Origin of the sequence: Streptomyces violaceoruber, assembly GCF_033406955.1 — a bacterium.
In the GTDB taxonomy this organism is placed as follows: Bacteria; Actinomycetota; Actinomycetes; order Streptomycetales; family Streptomycetaceae; genus Streptomyces; species Streptomyces violaceoruber.
Map to the genome: position 1 here is coordinate 7,627,592 of NZ_CP137734.1, position 19,371 is coordinate 7,646,962.

Genomic DNA, 19,371 nt, shown 5'->3' on the forward strand with positions numbered 1-19,371 from the left:
GAGTCACAGCAGTCCCGCCCCTGTCGAAAGGGGCGGGACTTTAATCTCTTGTTAACTGTGCGTAGCTTGATCGTACTTGACCGTAATCGTCGGAGAGCGATTGACTGCTTGTCCACCCGTTGTCCATCCACCGCCCATGCGTCGTCCTTGCGAGGCAAGCCCTTGACTCCCGATCCGCTCGCTCCCCTCGACCTGGCGTTCTGGAACATCGAGTCCGCCGAGCACCCCATGCACCTGGGCGCGCTCGGCGTCTTCGAGGCCGACTCGCCCACCGCGGGCGCGCTCGCGGCGGACCTGCTCGCGGCCCGCGCCCCCGCGGTGCCCGGACTGCGGATGAGGATCCGGGACACCTGGCAGCCGCCGATGGCCCTGCGCCGGCCGTTCGCGTTCGGCGGCGCGACCCGCGAGCCCGACCCCCGCTTCGACCCGCTCGACCACGTGCGGCTGCACGCCCCGGCCAGGGACTACCACGCCCGGGCCGGGCGCCTGATGGAACGCCCCCTGGAACGCGGACGGCCGCCGTGGGAGGCGCACGTGCTGCCGGGCGCGGACGGCGGGTCCTTCGCCGTGCTGTTCAAGTTCCACCACGCCCTGGCCGACGGTCTGCGCGCCCTGACGCTGGCCGCGGGTGTCCTGGACCCGATGGACCTGCCGGCACCCCGGCCCCGCCCCGAGCAGCCGCCGCGCGGACTCCTGCCGGACGTGCGCGCCCTGCCCGACCGGCTGCGCGGCGCCCTGTCCGACGCCGGGCGCGCCCTGGACATCGGTGCCGCCGCGGCGTTGTCCACCCTCGACGTGCGTTCCTCGCCCGCGCTCACCGCCGCGTCCTCCGGGACCCGCCGGACCGCGGGGGTGTCCGTCGACCTCGACGACGTGCACCACGTCCGCAAGACCACCGGCGGCACCGTCAACGACGTACTGATCGCGGTCGTAGCGGGCGCTCTGCGCCGCTGGCTGGACGAACGCGGCGACGGCAGCGAGGGCGTCGCGCCCCGGGCCCTGATCCCCGTCTCCAGGCGCCGCCCGCGCAGCGCGCACCCCCAGGGAAACCGGCTCTCCGGGTACCTGATGAGGCTTCCGGTCGGCGACCCCGACCCGCTCGCCCGCCTCGGCACGGTCCGCGCCGCCATGGACCGCAACAAGGACGCCGGGCCCGGACGCGGCGCCGGAGCCGTCGCCCTGCTCGCCGACCACGTCCCGGCGCTCGGCCACCGGCTCGGCGGGCCACTGGTCTCCGGGGCCGCCCGGCTCTGGTTCGACCTCCTGGTCACCAGCGTCCCCCTGCCCAGCCTCGGGCTGCGGCTGGGCGGGCACCCGCTCACCGAGGTCTATCCACTGGCCCCGCTGGCCCGCGGCCACTCCCTGGCGGTGGCCGTCTCGACGTACCGCGGACGGGTCCACTACGGCCTGCTCGCCGACGCGAAGGCGGTGCCGGACCTCGACCGGCTCGCCGTGGCGGTGGCCGAGGAGGTGGAGACGTTGCTCACGGCGTGCCGTCCCTGACCCCGGCGGGTTTGGATCCACGCCGCGCGCTGAATAAAATCCGCTGTTCGACAGCGGTCGCCTCCCGGAGCGCCGCGACGGTGACCAGGGAACGGCAGCGGCGATGACGGTGACACAGGACGGTGCGGCGACCACGGACGAGGTGGCGGCGTCCGCGTACGGCCCCGGTATCGACCCCGAACGGCTGGCGCTCTGCCTCGACGTACTGAAGGAACTCGACGAGCTGGACGTCGACCACCCCGACGCGATCGCGGTCCGCCGGGCCACCTCGCACATCTACCGCACGGTCAAGCAGCGCCGCCGCCAGGAGCGCCGCGCCGCCAAGACCGCCCACGACAAGGCGGTCACCGAGGCCACCGCCACCGGGTCCGCCGAGCGCATCGACGACGAGACCGAGGGCCTGCTGCCCTCCTCGCGCACCGAGCAGGGCGCCATCGCCGGGATACTCCAGCGGCCCCGCTCCTGCTACGTCTGCAAGCAGCGCTACACCGAGGTCGACTACTTCTACCACCAGCTCTGCCAGGACTGCGCCGCCGAGAACCGGGCCCGCCGCGACGCCCGCGCCGACCTCACCGGCAAGCGCGCGCTGCTCACCGGCGGCCGCGCCAAGATCGGCATGTACATCGCGCTCAGGCTGCTGCGCGACGGCGCGCACACCACGATCACCACCCGTTTCCCCAAGGACGCCATCCGCCGCTTCAAGGCGATGGACGACTCCGCGGACTGGCTGCACCGCCTGGAGGTCGTCGGCATCGACCTGCGCGACCCCGCCCAGACCGTGGCCCTCGCCGAGCGGATCACGGAGCAGGGCCCGCTCGACATCCTGATCAACAACGCCACCCAGACCGTGCGCCGCCTGCCCTCCGCGTACGCCGCGCTGGTCGAGGGCGAGAGCGCCCCGCTGCCCGCCGGTGAACTGCCCGCGCACCAGGTCATCGGGGCCTTCAACTCCGGTGCGGTGGACGGCCTGGCCGCGCTGCCGCTGGGCACCTCGGGGCTCGACGCGCAGCAGGTGGCCGACCTCGCCCTGGTGGCCGGCAACGCCAGCGTGGTCCGGCACCGCGAGGGCACCGCGATCGACGCGGGCGGCCTGGTGCCCGACGTCGTCGACTCCAACACCTGGGTCCAGACCATCGAGCAGATCTCCCCGGTGGAACTGCTGGAGACCCAGCTGTGCAACTACACGTCGCCGTTCATCCTCATCAGCGCGCTGCGCGCGGCCATGGCCGAGGCCGCGCGCAAGGCGCCCGCCGGGCGTGCCTACGTCGTCAACGTCTCGGCGATGGAGGGCGTGTTCGCCCGCGGCTACAAGGGTGCCGGTCACCCGAACACCAACGCGGCCAAGGCCGCCATGAACATGGTGACCCGGACCAGCGCCCAGGAGATGTTCGACACCGACCGGATCCTGATGACCTCCGTCGACACCGGCTGGATCACCGACGAGCGTCCTCACTACGACAAGCTGCGCCTGGCCGACGAGGGCTTCCACGCCCCGCTCGACCTGATCGACGGCGCCGCCCGCGTCTACGACCCCATCGTGCGCGGCGAGGCGGGCGAGGACCTGTACGGCGTCTTCCTCAAGGACTACGCGCCCGGCAAGTGGTGACCGAGCGCTCCGGGTACTCCGGGTGCGCCGGGCGCTCCGGGTGCTCCGGGTGGCCGGGGCGGTCGGTGCGCACCGGACGGTGCCTCAGTCGACCGCTCCCAGCCGCGAGTTCCGTGCCGCCGTCAGCTCCAGCACCGTGCGCCAGTCCTCCAGGACCCCGGCGTCGAAGACGGCGGTGCGCGCCTCCTCCTCGGCCTGACGCAGGCTGACCAGGTCGTCGTCGTGGTCCCAGGCCTCCGGGTGGGCCTGGCGGCGCACCAGGCGGGCGACGCGGGCGCCGAGCAGCGGCCCTACCGTGGCGGCCGTCCTGGCGGCCGGGCTGCCGGGCCACAGCAGCCGTCCCACCGGCGAGACCAGCCCCGCGACCTGGAGCTCCTTGTCCGCCGGGCGGCGCCGACGCAGCAGCGCGGCCGTGCGCAGCGCGTGCCCGTGCGGATCCCCGGGCCCGCCGACGGGCCCGTCGGTGACCCCGTTGGCGGGCCGTTCGCCCCGGCAGGCGTACAGCAGGTCCATCAGCTCCTCGACACTGCGCAGTTCCATGCCTCGGTCCTCCCACGAGACAGCCGTTGCCGACGAGCAGCAGACCATGGCGAGCTTGCGCCGCAGCCAACGGCAACTTAACTGCCCGACCCGGTGCCGCCGACATTCGAAGGTGCGGACGCCGATGTAGGCCGAACGGGTGAGTTGCGCACCGTGCGGAAGCGGGGAAACCGGGGCAGACTCGGGTCAACTGCGCGCGGAGCGAAGGGCAATGGTTCTCCCATCTTTTGAGCCCCATAGAGCGCACCCCCGCTCATTTGGTTAACCTGGTCCGGACGGACGGCAGCACAGGGCACTACCCACACCCAGGTCCGTCATGGGACAAGCCGGTTCACAACGGCCTGCTTCCGCACGAGCTTCCGGCGCCACCGCGTCCGAACTGCATTTCGACCCACACTCGAGCGGGCGCCGGGTGCCGGACAGGAGACTGGCGTCGGCAGGCCCCGAGGGTGACCCGACACATAAGGAGTGCGCGGTGACACCGGAAACGACGACGACCCCAGAGCAACGCACAGAGGAACGCACCGGGCGGGCCGGCCGCCGGCCCGGCGAGCTCGGCAGCCTCGACGTGTGGGCGCGCTCCGCTCCCATCCGCCTCGCGGGCTACGAGGAGGACCTCGCCGAGCCGCACATCCTGCCGAGCGTGGACTGACCCGCCCGCCACCCACCGAGGCCGACGCACGCATGGGCGTGCCAGACTCACGCCCATGCTGATCAGGGAAGCCACCGCCGATGACTGGCCGCACATCTGGCCCTTCTGGCACCGCATCGTCGCCGCCGGTGAGACCTACGCCTGGGACCCGGACACCTCCGAGGAGGACGCCCGGGCCCTGTGGACGAGCCCCGCCAAACGCGTCTACGTCGCCGAGGACGACACCGGTGCCGTCGTCGCCTCCGCCTACCTCACCCCCAACTACGGCGGCCCCGCCGCCCGCATCGCCAACGCCGGCTTCATGGTCGACCCCGACCGGGCCGGACGCGGCACCGGCCGGGTCCTCGCCGAGTACGTCCTGGATGCCGCCAGGGCCGACGGATACCGGGCCATGGTCTTCAACGCCGTCGTCGAGACCAACCCGGCCGTCCGGCTGTGGACCTCCCTGGGCTTCACGATCCTCGGCACGGTCCCGGACGCCTTCGACCACCCGCGGCACGGGCGGGTCGGCCTGCACATCATGCACCGCGCCCTGTAGGTCCCGGCTCAGTCCGGCGGCGCCGCCCGCCGTGAGCGCCGCAGCGCCTCGATCAGCTCCGCCGGCTCCAGCAGGGCCGCCTCCGCACCCGGACGCCCCACCAGCTGTACATCGCGGGCCGGCCGGTCGGCTTCCACGGCGGAGTGAACGGCGAGTACGCCGAGTCCGCCACCACGTTGCGCAGCCGGCCCCGCTCGTGCCAGGGCCCCGCCGCGGGGGAGGCGCTCCGGCCGGCCCGGTCGGTCACGGAGCGCGCACGTCGAGAGCGCGTGCCCGGCCCTCAGGCCTGCGGCCGGGCCGTTCCTGTGCTGTCCCGCTCGATCAGCCGCGGCACCGGCACCCGCACCGTCCGGGCCGGACCGCCGTCGAGGAGGGCGGTCAGCTCCGTGGCCGCCGTGCGGCCGAACTCCACGCTGTCCCGGGACAGCGCGGACAGCCACGGCTTGACCATGCGGCACAGTGCCGAGTCCTCCCAGGCCACCACGGACACGTCCGCCGGCACCGAGAAGCCGAGTTCGGCCGCGGCGGCGACCCCGGCGACGGCCATCACGTCGTTGTCGTAGATGAGGGCGGTCGGGGGAGTGGGCGCCTCCAGGACACGGCGGGTGACGGCCGCGCCCTCGGCGTCCGAGTAGTCGGTGGTCACCGACTCGACCTCGCCCAGACCGCGCCGCCCGGCCTCCGCGCGCAGGGCGCGGATACGGCGTTCGGTGTGGGCGAGGTCCGGCAGCCCGGCGATGTGCACGATCCGCCGGTGCCCGAGCGCGTACAGCCCGTCCACCAGCGCGGCCATCGCACCCGCGTCGTCCGCCCACACCGTCGACAGCCCCGGATGACGCTCGTCCGGGGCCCCGCCGATGACCACGGCGGGCAGGCCGAGTTCGTCGAGCAGGTCCGGGCGCGGATCGTCGGTGCGCGGGTCCACCACGAGGACGCCGTCCACCCGGTGTTCGGCCCACCAGCGCCGGTACACCGCGCACTCGTCCGCGACGTCCTGCGCCACCTGGAACAACAGCCCCAGGTGCCGCTCCGCCAGCACCTCCTGGATGCCCGAGACCAGTTGCAGGAAGAAGGAGTCCACGCCGAGGGTGTGCGCGGGCCGCGCCAGCACGAAGCCGACCGTCGCCGCACCCTCCCCGGACAGCGCGCGGGCCGCCGTACTGGGCCGCCAGCCGAGCTGCTCGGCCACCCGGCGCACCCGGTCCCGGGTGATCTCGGAGACCCCCGGCCGGTCGTTCAGCGCGAACGACACCGCGCTCTCGGAGACTCCGGCCCGGCGCGCGATGTCCTTCATCGTCGGCCGGCGCGCGGCGGGCCGCTTGGCGGGCATGCGCGCTCCTTTCCTCGGTGCGAGCGGTGAGAGCCGTCTCAGCTAAAGCGCTTGAGTGCGAAGATCCTAAAGCGCATTAGTAGTTCCTGGCAAGAGCCACCCCACACCGCTCTGACCTGGGCTAATGCTATGCCGTCTGCTTTAGTTGGCGTGAATCCATTGACTTTCCGCGGAATCGCCGTGCATGGTCGCTGGCATCCCACCGCCGACGTCCTTCAGGGAGACGTGTCACCGTGCCCACCTCGCGCAGAACATTCGCCGTCGCCGCCGTCGCCGCCCTCGTCCTGCCGCTCAGCGCCTGCGGTTCCGGGGGCGACGGCGGTTCCTCGACCGACGCCTCGGGCAAGGTCGAGGGCGACATCACCTTCCAGACCTGGAACCTGCGGGCCAACTTCAAGGACTACTTCGAGGGTCTGATCGCCGACTTCGAGAAGAAGTACCCCGACACCCACGTCAAGTGGGTGGACCAGCCCGGCGAGGGCTACGCCGACAAGATCAGCGCCGACGCCGCCGGCGGCACCCTGCCGGACGTCGTCAACGTCTCCCCGGACCTCGTCGCGCCGCTCGCCAAGGCGGGCCTCGCCCTCGACCTGGACAAGGCCGCCGGACAGTACGAGAAGGAGTACCTGGAAGGCGCCTGGGCCAGCCACCGGATACCGGGCATGGACGGCACGTACGCCTTCCCCTGGTACCTCAACACCGGCCCCCTCTTCTACAACAAGTCCCTCTTCGAGAAGGCCGGACTCGACCCCGAGCAGCCGCCGAGGACGTACGACGAGGTCTTCGACGCCGCCCTGAAGATCGCTGACAAGACCGACGGCGAGGTCGCCACCCTCGCCAACGTGCCCACCATCGAGGACTTCGGCCGCTACGGCGTCCCGCTCATGAACAAGGAGGGCACCGCCTTCGCGTTCAACGACGCCAAGGGTGTCCAGCTCCTCGCCCGCTACAAGGAGCTGTACGACGCCAAGGCCCTCGACCCGCAGGCGCTGACCGCCACCCCCGAGTCGTCCGGGAAGAAGTTCCTCACCGGCGCCGTCGCCATGAACCCGGGCAGCGCGCTGGACCTCGCCAACTTCAAGAAGCAGGCGCCGAACCTGTACGAGAACATCGGCATCACCGACCAGATCACCAGCACCGGCCACGTCAACATGTACGTGATGGGCCTGATGGTGAACGCGCAGAGCCAGCGCAAGCCCGCGGCGGTCGCCTTCGCGCACTACGTCACCGACGCCGCGCACCAGATGTCGTTCGCCAAGCAGGTCGCCATCTTCCCGAGCACCGCCGGTTCGCTGGACGACCCGTACTTCACCAAGGAGGACGGCACCGACGAGACCCGTGTCCGGGTCGCCGCCGCCAAGTCGCTGAAGACGGCCGTCAACTACACGCCCGTGCTGTTCAGCGAGCAGATGAAGACCGAGCTGCGCAACGAGGTCGCCAAGGCGCTCCAGGGCAAGCAGAGCCCGAAGGAAGCACTCGACAACGCTGTCAAGGCGTGCGACCGGCTCCTCCAGCAGCAGGGCTGAGACATCATGGCGAGTCCCACCCTCACCACCGGCACACCGGACGCCCGCAAGGGCGGCGGCGCCCGGCGTGTGCGACGGCAGCTGCCCGCCAGCCCCTGGCTGTTCGCCGCGCCCGGTCTGCTGATCACCGGCGCGTTCATCCTGTACCCGTTCGTCTCCACGCTCGTCAACTCCTTCACCGACCGCCGCACGCTGGTCCCGGGCGAGTTCGTGGGCCTCGCCAACTTCCGCGAGCTGCTCCACGACGACATGTTCTGGATCGGACTGCGCAACAGCTCCCTCTACGTCCTCGGGGTCGTCCCCGCGCTGGTCCTGCTGCCGCTGCTGCTCGCGCTGCTCGTGCAGAAGAACATCCCCGGCATCACCTTCTTCCGCTCGGCCTTCTACACCCCGGTCGTCGCCTCGATCGTCGTCGTCGGCCTGATCTGGGTCTGGCTCCTCGACGAGCGCGGCCTGGTCAACTCCCTGCTGGAGACGCTCGGCGGCAGTCCGGTCGGCTTCCTCAGCGACCAGTGGCTGATCCTGCTCAGCGCGATGGGCGTCACGGTCTGGAAGGGCCTCGGCTACTACATGATCATTTACCTGGCGGCGCTCGCCAACGTGCCCCGCGAGCTGCACGAGGCCGCCGCCGTGGACGGCGCGGGCGCGGTCCGCCGCTTCCTCACCGTCACGGTGCCCGCGGTCCGCTCCACCATGGTCCTGGTCGCGGCGCTCTCCTCGGTCGCCGCCTTCAAGGTCTTCTCCGAGGTGTACCTGATGGCGGGCCCCAGCGGCGGACCGGCCGGCGAGGACACCACCCTCGTGATGCTGGTCCAGCGCACCGGCACCGGCCTCACCGGCCGGGTCGGCTACGCCTCCGCCATCTCCGTCGTCGTCTTCGCCGTCACCGTCGTCCTGATGCTGCTCGTCCTGCGCGCCGACCGGAAGGAGGACGCGTGAGCACCGCCGAGAAGACCCGGCCCGCCGAGCGGACCCGGGCCGCCGACCGGGAACGCAAGCGCGAACCGCGCATCGCCGACGAGCACGGCCGCCGCGTACGCGGCTGGGAACTGGCCCTGCGCTACCTGCTGCTGCTCGGGGTCCTCGCCCTGACCATCGGGCCGTTCCTGTGGCAGCTGTCGACCTCGCTCAAGGGCCCCACCGAGGACATCTTCAGCTCCCCGCCCAAGTTCCTGCCCTCCGACCCCACCCTGCACAACTACGAGCGGGTCGCCGACACCATCCCGGTGTGGGACTACGCCCTGAACTCGCTGAAGGTCGCCGCGGCCAACGTCGTCACCAACTGCGTCGGCGCCGCCCTCGCCGGCTACGCCCTGGCCCGGCTGCGCTACCGCGGCCGACGCGTCGCCACCCTGGTGTTCATCCTCGCCATGCTCGTGCCGGTGGAGGGCATCATCATCGCCCAGTTCACCACCATGCGGGAGCTGGGTCTCAACAACACCCTGGTCGGCGTGGTGCTGCCGGGCTGCGTCAGCGCCCTGAACGTGCTGCTGATGCGCAACGCCTTCCTCAACCTCCCCTACGAGATCGAGGAGGCCGCCTTCGTCGACGGCGCCAACGTCTGGCAGCGGTTCCTCCGGATCGCGCTGCCCGCGGTGAAGGGCACCCTGGCCGTCGTCGCGATCTTCGCCTTCATGGGCGCCTGGGACGACTTCCTGTGGCCCCTGATCGTGCTGAGCGACCCGTCCAGGTTCACCCTGACCATCGGCCTGAACTACCTGCACGGCACCTTCGCCAACGACGAACGCCTGGTCGCCGCCGGCACGATCATCGCCGTGGCGCCGCTCATCGTCCTCTTCGCCTGCCTCCAGCGGTACTTCTTCCGCGGCGTCGGCGAGGGCGCCGTCAAGGGCTGAACCACCCGCTTCCCCCTCTCAAGGACACCGCATGCCTTCTGCCGTGCGCTTCGGCGTCAACTACACCCCGAGCGTGGGGTGGTTCCACCACTGGCTCGACTTCGACCTCGACTCCGTACGCGCCGACCTGGACTCCATCGCCGCGCTGGACGTGGACCACGTCCGCGTCTTCCCGCTGTGGCCGTACTTCCAGCCCAACCGCACCCTGATCCGCGAGCGGGCGGTGGAGCACCTGGTGGCACTGGTCGACGCGGCCGGTGAACGCGGCCTCGACGTCAACGTGGACGGCCTCCAGGGCCATCTGAGCAGCTTCGACTACGTTCCGGCCTGGACCCGCACCTGGCACCGGCGCAACCTGTTCACCGACCCCCACGTCGTCGAGGGCCAGGCCGCCTACCTGCGCACCCTCGCCGCCGCCCTGGCCGGACGGACCAACTTCCTCGGCATGACCCTCGGCAACGAGGTCAACCAGTTCTCCGCCGGACCCCACCCCGACCCGGACCGCGCCACCAGCGCCCAGATCGACGCCTGGCTGGAGCGGATGCTGGCCGCCTGCGAGGAGGGCGCCCCGGGACGCATGCACCTGCACGCCGAGTACGACGCCACCTGGTACCAGGACGACCAGCCCTTCACCCCGGCCCAGGCCGCCCGGCAGGGCGCCGTCACGGCGGTGCACTCCTGGGTCTTCAACGGCACCGCCCAGCGCCACGGCCGCACCTCCGTGCCCAGCGAGCACCACGCCGCCTACCTGATCGAGCTGAGCAAGGCCTGGGCCGACGACCCGCACCGCCCGGTGTGGCTCCAGGAGGTCGGCGCCCCGGCGCCCCTGGTCCCCGCCGAGCACGCCGCCGCGTTCACCGAGGCGACCGTCGAGAACGCCCTGGACTGCCCCGACCTGTGGGGCGTCACCTGGTGGTGCTCCCACGACGTGTCCCGGGCGCTGGCCGACTTCCCGGAGCTGGAGTACGGGCTCGGGCTCCTCACCAACGACCGGCGTCCCAAGGACACGGCCCGGGTGCTGGCGAGCGCGGCACGCGCGGCCCGGGACGGAGCCCGTCCCGCCCCCGCCCCGCGCACCACGGCCCTCGCCGTACCGGCCGACCCCGCCGCCCGCTCGGCCTGCGCCCCCGGCGGTGCCGTCTTCGACGCCTTCTTCCGGCTGGTCGCCGACGGCGCCCGTCCCACCACCGTCCTCGACACCCGCGCCGCCGACACCGGACACCTCGCGGTCCGCGGCATCACCGGGGTCGTCACCCCCGACCAGGTCCCCGTCCCATGACGACCCTCGCCCCGCGCGGCGGAACGAGGGCGCCGCACGATTCGAAGCGCGTCCCGGTGGGGAGCTGTACCTGACGTCGGCCCCCGCCACCGCCCGCCCAACCCCCAGGCAATCACCCGCCCCCGACCCCGGAGCACCCGTATGCATGACGACCGCAGCCTGGTCGAAGCCCGCCTCAAGCGCGTCCTCGACGAGCGTGTCCGCCCCGCCCTCTACCCCGAGTCCGTACCGCTGGACGTGGCGGTGTGGAACGCGCCCGGCGAGCCCGTCCCCGTCGAGGAGGGGCTCGCGGCCGAACCGCGGCCCATCGAGGTCGGCGCCCGCTGGGGCGCGCCCTGGGGCACCAGCTGGTTCCGCGTCACCGGCACCGTGCCGACGGAGTGGGCCGGGAAGACCGTCGAGGCGATCCTCGACCTCGGCTTCGACGAGAACATGCCCGGCTTCCAGTGCGAGGGCTTGGTCTACCGCCCCGACGGCACCCCGGTGAAGGGCCTCAACCCGCGCAACCAGTGGGTGCGGATCGGCGCCCCCGTCGAGGGCGGCGAGCAGGTGCGCCTGCACGTCGAGGCGGCCTCCAACCCCGTCATCCTCGACTACCACCCCTTCGTGCCGACCCCGCTCGGCGACAAGGACACCGCGGGCAGCGAACCGCAGTACACCCTCACCCGCATGGACCTCGCCGTCCTCGACGAGACCGTGTGGAACCTGGTGCTCGACCTGGAGGTGCTCGGCGAGCTGATGGCCGAGCTGCCGGTGGACTCGCCGCGCCGCTGGGAGATCCTGCGCGCCGTCGACAAGGCGCTGGACGCCATCGACCTCCAGGACGTCAACGGCACCGCCGAGCAGGCCCGTTCCCGCCTCACCGAGGTGCTGGCCGCTCCCGCCGTCCCCTCCGCGCACCGCATCAGCGCCGTCGGGCACGCGCACATCGACTCGGCCTGGCTGTGGCCGCTGCGCGAGACCGTACGCAAGGTGGCCCGCACCACCTCCAACATGACCGCCCTCCTGGAGGACGAGCCGGACTTCGTCTTCGCCATGTCCCAGGCCCAGCAGTGGGCGTGGGTGCGCGACCACCGGCCCGAGGTGTGGGCGCGGGTCAAGAAGGCGGTGGCCGACGGCCGGTTCGTGCCGGCCGGCGGCATGTGGGTGGAGTCGGACACCAACATGCCCGGCTCGGAGGCGATGGCCCGGCAGTTCGTGCACGGCAAGCGGTTCTTCCTCGACGAGTTCGGCGTCGAGAACGACGAGGCGTGGCTGCCGGACACCTTCGGCTTCGCGGCGGGCCTCCCGCAGATCATCAAGGCGGCCGGCGCCAAGTACCTGCTGACGCAGAAGATCTCCTGGTCCCAGACGAACAAGTTCCCGCACCACACCTTCCGCTGGGAGGGCATCGACGGCACCCGGATCTTCACCCACTTCCCGCCCGTCGACACCTACAACTGCTCCATGAAGGGCAGCGAGATCGCCCACGCGGCGACGAATTTCAAGGACAAGGGCGTGGCCCGGCACTCCCTGGCCCCCACCGGCTGGGGCGACGGGGGCGGCGGTACCACCCGCGAGATGGTCGCCAAGGCGGCCCGGCTGCGGAACCTCGAAGGCTCGGCGACGGTCGAGTGGGAGACCCCGCACGCCTTCTTCGAGAAGGCCGAGGCCGAGAACCCCGCCCCGCCGGTCTGGGTCGGCGAGCTGTACCTCGAACTGCACCGCGCCACCCTCACCAGCCAGGCCAAGACCAAGCAGGGCAACCGGCGCAGCGAACACCTGCTGCGCGAGGCGGAGCTGTGGGCGGCGACGGCGGCCGTGCGTGCCGGGTTCCCCTACCCGTACGACGACCTGGACCGGATCTGGAAGACGGTCCTGCTGCACCAGTTCCACGACATCCTGCCCGGCTCCTCCATCGCCTGGGTGCACCGCGAGGCCCGCGCGACCTACGACCGGGTCGCCGCCGAGCTGAACGGCATCATCGACGCCGCCCAGCGCGCCCTGGCCGGCGAGGGCGACACCCCACTGGTCTTCAACTCCGCCCCGCACGCGCGGGCCGGGGTCCCGGCGGGCGCCGCCGCGTCCCCCGCGACCGACGGACGCACCGGCCTCAGCCCGCGCCCCGGCGGCGGCCACGTCCTGGACAACGGCCTGCTGCGGGTCGAGATCGACGAGCGGGGCCTGGTGGTGTCGGCGTACGACCTCGCCGCCGACCGCGAGACGATCGCGCCGGGCGGGGCGGGCAACCTGCTCCAGCTCCACCCCGACTTCCCGAACATGTGGGACGCCTGGGACGTCGACGAGTTCTACCGCAACACGGTCACCGATCTCACCGACGCCGACGAGGTCGTCCCCGGCGACGACGGCGCCTCGGTGCGGATCGTGCGCTCCTTCGGCTCCTCCCGCGTCACCCAGGTGCTGACCCTGGCGCCGGGGGAGCGGCGTCTTGAGGTGGACACCGAGGTGGACTGGCACGAGACGGAGAAGTTCCTCAAGCTGGCCTTCCCGCTCGACGTGCACGCCGAACGGTACGCGTCGGAGACCCAGTTTGGGCACTTCCACCGGCCCACCCACACCAACACCAGCTGGGAGGCGGCCAAGTTCGAGGCCTGCAACCACCGCTTCGTGCACCTGGAGGAGCCCGGCTGGGGCGTCGCACTCGTCAACGACTCGACGTACGGCCACGACGTCACCCGCACCGTCCGCACCGACGCCGACGCGGGTACGACCACCACGGTCCGGCTCTCCCTGCTGCGCGCCCCGCGCTTCCCCGACCCCGAGACCGACCAGGGCGTGCACCGCTTCCGGCACGCGCTGGTGCCCGGCGCGGGCATCGGCGACGCCGTGCGCGAGGGCTGGCGGATCAACCTGCCCGAGCGGCACCTCACGGGCGGCGCCCCGGAGGTCGCCCCACTCGTCACGGTCGACCGGGACGCGGTCGTCGTCACCGCCGTCAAGCTCGCCGACGACGGCAGCGGCGACGTCGTGGTCCGCTTCCACGAGGCCCACGGCGGCCGGACCCGGGCCACGCTGACGGCCGGGTTCGCGGTCGCGGACGTGCAGGTGACCGACCTGCTCGAACGCCCGCTCGCGGACACGGAAGCCCCCCGGCCGGACGGCGACCGGATCGCCGTGAGCCTGCGCCCGTTCCAGCTGACGACCCTGCGGCTGAAGCGCGCCTAGCGTCCTCGACGGGCCCGGCTCACCGGGGAGCGGTGAGCCGGGTCGGCGGCAGGTACTCCCGCACGTAGGTCCGCTCCCAGCACGCGCCCGTCTCCCGCAGCTCCCGCCAGGTCGTGTACCGGTAGCGGAACAGCCGGGCGCGCACGAAGCGGGGCGGCGCGTCCGGCGGGAACGGGGAGCTGCGCAGCAGCTTCAGCGTGGCGCGGTCGTTCTCCAGCAGCCGTTCCACGAAGGTGCCGAACCACGACCCGGTGTACGAGGGCGACAGCGCGGCGAACCACATCAGCCAGTCCAGCCGCAGGTGGTACGGCGCGAACTGGCGCGGCCAGCGGCGCGGATCACCGGGTTTGCCCTTGAACTCGTACTCCCGCCAGTCGCCGTCCTTCCTGGCGACCTCGTCGGCGGTGCCCTCGATCACCACCTCGTAGCGGACCCGGCTGACGGAACCGAAGGCGCCGTAGGTGTTGACCAGGTGGAGCGAGTCGAAGGAGCGGTTCATCACCTGCCGGCGGGAGATCATGTTGCGCACCGGCCGGTGGCTCAGGAACACCAGCAGCGCCGCCACCGCCAGGACCACCACCTCGTACCAGAGCGGCGCGGCGGCCACGGACGGGGCGTCGGCCGGGAAGCGGACCACCGACAGGGCCAGCACGATGGTGACCCAGTTGAGCCAGGAGAAGTTGCCCGAGAGCACCAGCCACAGCTGGGTGGCGATCATCAGCGCCGCGGCGGCCGTCGACACGGGGTGCGGGGCGAACAGGAGGAAGGGCACCACGAGCTGCGTGACGTGGTTCGCGGCGACCTCGACGCGGTGCAGGGACTTAGGGAGGTGGTGGAAGAACCAGCTCAGCGGGCCCGGCATCGGCTGGGTCTCGTGGTGGTGGTCCAGGCAGGTCAGCTTCCGCCAGCACTCGTCGCCGCGCATCTTGATCAGCCCCGCCCCGAACTCCACCCGGAACAGCAGCCAGCGCAGCAGGAACAGCACCACGACCGGCGGCGCCACCTCCTCGTTGCCCAGGAACACGGCGACGAAGCCGGTCTCCAGCAGCAGCGACTCCCAGCCGAAGGAGTACCAGGTCTGTCCGACGTTGACGATCGACAGGTACAGCGCCCACGGCACCAGCCACAGCAGCATCGCCCCCCACAGCGGCAGCAGCGCGTCCAGCCCGGCCGCCAGCGCCGCCGACACCGCGCAGCCCGTCCAGGCGCAGCCCGCGAAGAGCCGGTCCGAGTAGCGCCACTGGAACAGGCTCGGCGCCCGCCGGAACGGCACCCGCTCGACGAAGCGGGGCACCGGTGTCAGACCGCGCTCGCCGAGCAGTGCCCGGAACTGCAGGGCGGCCGTCAGGAACGCGACCAGGTACACGACGGCCAGCGCCCGCTGGAAGACCAGCCGGGCCAGCCAGTAGTCGGGTGCGGTGAACCACTCCACGGCCGGGCTCCTCTCGTACCCGCTCCGTGTACCCCCGCCCCGGCCGCCGCCCCCGGGACGTTTTCCCCTGTCCGGCGACCAGGACTCGAAGATTCCGACAAATCCTGGCAAGGTGGGGTCCATGTCTGATCGGGGAGCGAGCGCCCCGTCACTCCCGGACGACTGGCCCGCCCACCCGGACCCGATCCTGGCGCTCAACCGCATGGGCAGCTTCGACTGGGACCTGGACGCCGGACTGTTCCACATGGACGCCCAGGCCCACGAGGTGTTCGACCTGCGCCCGGAGGAGTACGACGGGCGCCCCGAGTCGCTGGCGCAGCGCGTGCCCACGGCGGAGAGCCGCCGGATGGACACGATCGTCGCGCGGGCCATGAAGGACGGCAGCGAGAACTACGGCACCTACTTCCGGCTGCGCCGCCGCGACGGCACCCTGCGCTGGACCCACACCCAGGGCTACATCCGCCGGGACGAGACCGGCCGCCCCCGCCGGATCATCGGCATCGTCCGCGACGCCACCCAGGAGATGGCCGACATCGCGGCCAGCCGCGAGCAGGCCGCGCTGGACGAGGCCCGCCGGCGGCTCACCAACGTCGTCCAGCTCGCCACGGCCGCCCTCGCGCACGCCCGCACCGTGGACGACGTCATCGACGTGCTGCGCGACACCCACGGACTCACCCGGCTGGGCGCCACCAGCCTGGTGATGGGCCTGGTCGAGGCCGGCCGCATCCGGCTGGTCGCCGACGGCCCCGAGAACAGCTTCATCCCCGGGACCCGGGTCACCCGGATCGACGAGCCGTACCCGATGAGCGAGGCCGTACGGACCCTCAGCCCCCGCTTCATCGAGTCGCCGGAGGAGTTCGCCGAGCGCTACCCCGGGCTGTGGAAGGACATCACCCACCTCGACATCACCGCGGCCGCCTACCTGCCGCTGATCGCCCAGGCCCGGCCCATCGGCGCCATCGGGCTGCTCTACAGCGACCGGCACGGCTTCTCCCCGGAGGACCGCAACGTCCTGGTCGCGCTCGGCAGCGGTATCGCGCAGAGCCTCCAGCGGGCCATGCTCTACGAGCAGGAGATGGACCTCGCCGAGGGCCTCCAGCAGGCCATGCTGCCGCGCACCATCCCCAGCGTGCCCGGCTGCGACGTCGCCGTCCGCTACCGCGCGGCCTCCATCGGCGGCGCGCTCGGCCGGGACATCGGCGGCGACTGGTACGACCTGATCCCGCTGCCCGGCGGCCGCGTCGGCGCCGTGATCGGCGACGTCCAGGGCCACGACACGCATGCCGCCGCCGTCATGGGCCAGCTGCGCATCGTGCTGCGCGCCTACGCCGCCGAGGGCCACCCGCCGGCCACGGTCATGGCGCGGGCCTCCGTCTTCCTGCACGAGCTGGACACCGACCGCTTCGCGACCTGCCTGTACGCGGAGGCCGACCTGGGCACCGGAGTGGTCCAGGTGGTCCGCGCCGGACACATCGACCCGCTGCTGCGCTTCGGGGACGGCACCTGCCGCCTGGTGCGCGTCGAGGGCGGGCTGCCGCTCGGCCTGTCCGCCGAGTTCGGGCGCCTCGCCTACCCGGTCGCCACCCTGGAGCTGGACCCGGGCAACACCCTGCTGCTGTGCACCGACGGTCTGGTCGAGCAGCCCGGCGCCGACCTCGACGAGGGCATGGACGTCCTCACCGCGCTGATCACCTCCGGGCCGCAGGACGTGCGGGACCTGGCCGACCGGCTGATCGACGTGGTCGACGAGCGGCGCGGCGACGACGACGTCGCGCTGCTGGTGCTGCGCCGGCACGGCCTGGGCGCCCCGCGGACCTTCGGCCGGGTCCAGCAGCACGTCTCCCCGGGCGACCCGGAAGGCCTCACCGAGGCCCGGCACATGATCCGCGCCGCCGTCCGCTCCTGGGGAGCCAAGGGGCAGAGCGACGAGATCGAACTGGTCGCCGACGAGCTGATGACCAACGCCCTCATGCACACCGAGGGCTCCGCCGTCGTCACCCTGCGGCTGCTCACCGGAACCGACCGGCGGCTGCGGGTCGAGGTCGAGGACTCCTCCAGCGCCCTGCCGCGCCGCCGGGAGGCCGGGGACGACGGGGTGTCCGGACGGGGGCTGCTCCTGGTCGACACGCTCGCCGACGCGTGGGGCGTGGAGGCGCGCGGCGGAGGCAAGGTCGTCTGGGCGGAGTTCGTGGTGGCGCACGGGGCGGGTTGAACCCGCTGGCGCCGCCGGTGGCCGGTGGCACTCTGGACGTATGCCAGAACTGCCCGAGGTCGAGGCGCTCCGCGCCTTCCTGACCGAACACCTCACCGGCCGCGAGATCGTCCGGGTCCTGCCCGTGGCGATCAGCGTCCTGAAGACGTACGACCCCCCGCTCACGGCGCTGGAGGGGCACCGCGTGGCGGCCGTGCACCGCCACGGCAAGTTCCTCGACGTGGAGACCGCCGGCGGCCCGCACCTGGTGACCCACCTGGCCCGGGCCGGCTGGCTGCACTGGAAGGACAGCCTCCCCAGCGGCCTGCCCAAGCCCGGAAAGGGCCCGCTCGCGCTGCGGGTCGCCCTGGAGACCGGCGCCGGCTTCGACCTGACGGAGGCGGGCACGCAGAAGCGGCTCGCGGTCTACGTCGTGGCCGACCCGCGGCAGGTGCCGGGCTTGGCCCGGCTCGGGCCCGACCCGCTCGCCGCCGACTTCGACGAGGCACGCTTCGCCGCCCTCCTCGACGGGGAGCGGCGGCAGCTCAAGGGCGCCCTGCGCGACCAGAGCCTGATCGCGGGCGTGGGGAACGCGTACAGCGACGAGATCCTGCACGCCGCGAAGATGTCGCCGTTCAAGCTGGCCGCCTCCCTCACCGACGAGGAGACCGCCCGGCTGTACGCGGCGCTGCGCGACACGCTCACCGAGGCCGTGGAGCGCTCCCGGGGCATCGCCGCCGGACGCCTGAAGGCCGAGAAGAAGAGCGGGCTGCGGGTCCACGGCCGCACCGGAGAGCCCTGCCCGGTGTGCGGGGACACCATCCGCGAGGTCTCCTTCAGCGACTCCTCGCTCCAGTACTGCCCGACCTGCCAGACCGGCGGCAAACCGCTCGCGGACCGCAGGATGTCCCGGCTGCTGAAGTAGCGGTGCCCACCCGGTGACGTCCGTTCCCGGGGCGGCGGTCATCCGGCCGGCAGCGTCACCAGGTGCTCGCCGTCCGCCGTCCGCACCTCGTAGCGGTCGATCTGGCCGGGATGCAGGGCGGCCCCGCCGCGCATGGTGTGCGGCCGGGTGCCGTGCCCGGGGACCATCCAGCTGGTGATCGTCTGTTCGGACCCGTCGCGCCCCACGGCGACGAGCCGGCAGGAGCGCGGGCCGCCCCCGTCCCTGACCTCGAGCCGCACGTCCGTGCCCCAGGTCTCGTCCTCGGCGGTGATCCGCGCCCACACCCCCGACCGGGCGTCGGTCGCGGTGACCGGCGCCGCCGCGTCGCCCTGGCTCGCGTACAGCACGGCGCCGGGCCCGGCCACGGCGCACACGACGGCGGCGGCCACGGCGTACAGCCCCCGCCGCCGGCCGGCCCGCCGGCGCGTGGTCACCTCGGACAGCAGCCGGTCGAGCAGCCGGGGTCCCGGCCTGGCCAGGGGGTGGACGATACGGGGTGTCGCCTGCCGGAACAGCATCAACTGGCGGGTGGCGGGACCGAATTCGGTCACCTGGGCCGCGCACCGGGGGCATTCCATGAGGTGGTCCTCGAAACGGAAGGCTTCCGCTTCGTCCAGCACGCCGAGCGCGTAGGCGCCGACGTCACGATGCCTTTCCAGGGACCTCATGCCGAATCCTCGTACCGTTGGGTGCGGGTGGGGCTACTCCTTGCTCCCACCCGTACGCACCCGACAGCCGAATCACTCAAGCCGCCCCGGAATCGCAACCAAGGTGTTCGGAGCGGCCAGGGGCGTGGATTGGTCCGTC

At 72.4% G+C, this 19,371-nt stretch carries 15 protein-coding genes and 1 pseudogene; 11 read left to right on the forward strand and 5 right to left on the reverse strand.

The window, feature by feature from the left end; all coding sequences use genetic code 11:
• The first annotated feature begins 162 nt into the window (after positions 1 to 162).
• Entirely contained in the window at positions 163 to 1,503 is a 1,341-nt protein-coding gene (locus tag R2E43_RS34265; protein ID WP_332056927.1) for a wax ester/triacylglycerol synthase family O-acyltransferase, read from the forward strand.
• 103 nt (positions 1,504 to 1,606) lie between these two features.
• On the forward strand, positions 1,607 to 3,109 hold the full coding sequence (locus tag R2E43_RS34270; RefSeq protein WP_003977903.1) for an SDR family NAD(P)-dependent oxidoreductase: 1,503 nt from the start codon (positions 1,607 to 1,609) through the stop codon (positions 3,107 to 3,109).
• 84 nt (positions 3,110 to 3,193) lie between these two features.
• Here R2E43_RS34270 and R2E43_RS34275 read toward each other — a convergent pair whose 3' ends face one another.
• Positions 3,194 to 3,649 carry a hypothetical protein gene (locus R2E43_RS34275; RefSeq protein ID WP_332056928.1) on the reverse strand — a complete coding sequence of 152 codons (456 nt, stop codon included), beginning with the start codon at positions 3,647 to 3,649 and terminating at the stop codon, positions 3,194 to 3,196.
• Positions 3,650 to 4,124: 475 nt separating this feature from the next.
• On the opposite strand from R2E43_RS34275, the gene R2E43_RS34280 reads away from it, so the two are divergent.
• Positions 4,125 to 4,301, forward strand: coding sequence for a hypothetical protein (locus R2E43_RS34280; protein WP_011027467.1), 177 nt, complete (start codon positions 4,125 to 4,127; stop codon positions 4,299 to 4,301).
• Between the two features lie 55 nt (positions 4,302 to 4,356).
• On the forward strand, positions 4,357 to 4,839 hold the full coding sequence (locus tag R2E43_RS34285; RefSeq protein ID WP_121714146.1) for a GNAT family N-acetyltransferase: 483 nt from the start codon (positions 4,357 to 4,359) through the stop codon (positions 4,837 to 4,839).
• An 8-nt stretch (positions 4,840 to 4,847) separates the two neighbouring features.
• On the opposite strand, the pseudogene R2E43_RS34290 reads toward R2E43_RS34285, so the two are convergent.
• Positions 4,848 to 5,059, reverse strand: a pseudogene (locus R2E43_RS34290) (amidase); the annotation flags it as partial.
• Between the two features lie 60 nt (positions 5,060 to 5,119).
• Positions 5,120 to 6,169 (reverse strand): LacI family DNA-binding transcriptional regulator, encoded by a 1,050-nt coding sequence (locus R2E43_RS34295; RefSeq protein WP_191848841.1) that lies wholly within the window; start codon positions 6,167 to 6,169, stop codon positions 5,120 to 5,122.
• Between the two features lie 233 nt (positions 6,170 to 6,402).
• Between R2E43_RS34295 and R2E43_RS34300 the strand changes: the two genes are divergently transcribed.
• From R2E43_RS34300 to R2E43_RS34320, 5 genes are all read left to right on the forward strand, one after another.
• Positions 6,403 to 7,695: an ABC transporter substrate-binding protein gene (locus tag R2E43_RS34300; RefSeq protein WP_003977908.1), complete on the forward strand. Its 1,293-nt coding sequence runs from the start codon at positions 6,403 to 6,405 to the stop codon at positions 7,693 to 7,695.
• Between the two features lie 6 nt (positions 7,696 to 7,701).
• On the forward strand, positions 7,702 to 8,634 hold the full coding sequence (locus R2E43_RS34305; protein WP_329432996.1) for a carbohydrate ABC transporter permease: 933 nt from the start codon (positions 7,702 to 7,704) through the stop codon (positions 8,632 to 8,634).
• The gene (locus tag R2E43_RS34310; RefSeq protein ID WP_003977910.1) at positions 8,631 to 9,551 is read left to right on the forward strand and encodes a carbohydrate ABC transporter permease; all 921 of its coding nucleotides are present in this window, start codon (positions 8,631 to 8,633) and stop codon (positions 9,549 to 9,551) included. Before R2E43_RS34305 ends, R2E43_RS34310 begins: the two co-directional genes overlap by 4 nt.
• Positions 9,552 to 9,582: 31 nt before the next feature.
• Positions 9,583 to 10,830, forward strand: a complete 1,248-nt coding sequence (locus tag R2E43_RS34315) for a glycoside hydrolase 5 family protein (protein WP_332056929.1) — start codon at positions 9,583 to 9,585, stop codon at positions 10,828 to 10,830.
• A 141-nt stretch (positions 10,831 to 10,971) separates the two neighbouring features.
• Positions 10,972 to 13,995, forward strand: a complete 3,024-nt coding sequence (locus tag R2E43_RS34320; RefSeq protein WP_106518300.1) for an alpha-mannosidase — start codon at positions 10,972 to 10,974, stop codon at positions 13,993 to 13,995.
• Positions 13,996 to 14,014: 19 nt separating this feature from the next.
• Here R2E43_RS34320 and R2E43_RS34325 read toward each other — a convergent pair whose 3' ends face one another.
• Positions 14,015 to 15,427 carry a lipase maturation factor family protein gene (locus R2E43_RS34325; RefSeq protein WP_332056930.1) on the reverse strand — a complete coding sequence of 471 codons (1,413 nt, stop codon included), beginning with the start codon at positions 15,425 to 15,427 and terminating at the stop codon, positions 14,015 to 14,017.
• A 121-nt stretch (positions 15,428 to 15,548) separates the two neighbouring features.
• Between R2E43_RS34325 and R2E43_RS34330 the strand changes: the two genes are divergently transcribed.
• Together R2E43_RS34330 and R2E43_RS34335 are read left to right on the forward strand one after the other, a co-directional pair.
• Positions 15,549 to 17,639: a SpoIIE family protein phosphatase gene (locus R2E43_RS34330; protein WP_332056931.1), complete on the forward strand. Its 2,091-nt coding sequence runs from the start codon at positions 15,549 to 15,551 to the stop codon at positions 17,637 to 17,639.
• Positions 17,640 to 17,679: 40 nt separating this feature from the next.
• A complete protein-coding gene (locus R2E43_RS34335) occupies positions 17,680 to 18,543 on the forward strand; it encodes an Fpg/Nei family DNA glycosylase (protein WP_332056932.1) in 864 nt (287 codons plus the stop codon).
• 38 nt (positions 18,544 to 18,581) lie between these two features.
• Here R2E43_RS34335 and R2E43_RS34340 read toward each other — a convergent pair whose 3' ends face one another.
• Positions 18,582 to 19,232 carry a zf-HC2 domain-containing protein gene (locus R2E43_RS34340; RefSeq protein ID WP_332056933.1) on the reverse strand — a complete coding sequence of 217 codons (651 nt, stop codon included), beginning with the start codon at positions 19,230 to 19,232 and terminating at the stop codon, positions 18,582 to 18,584.
• Positions 19,233 to 19,371 lie beyond the last annotated feature (139 nt).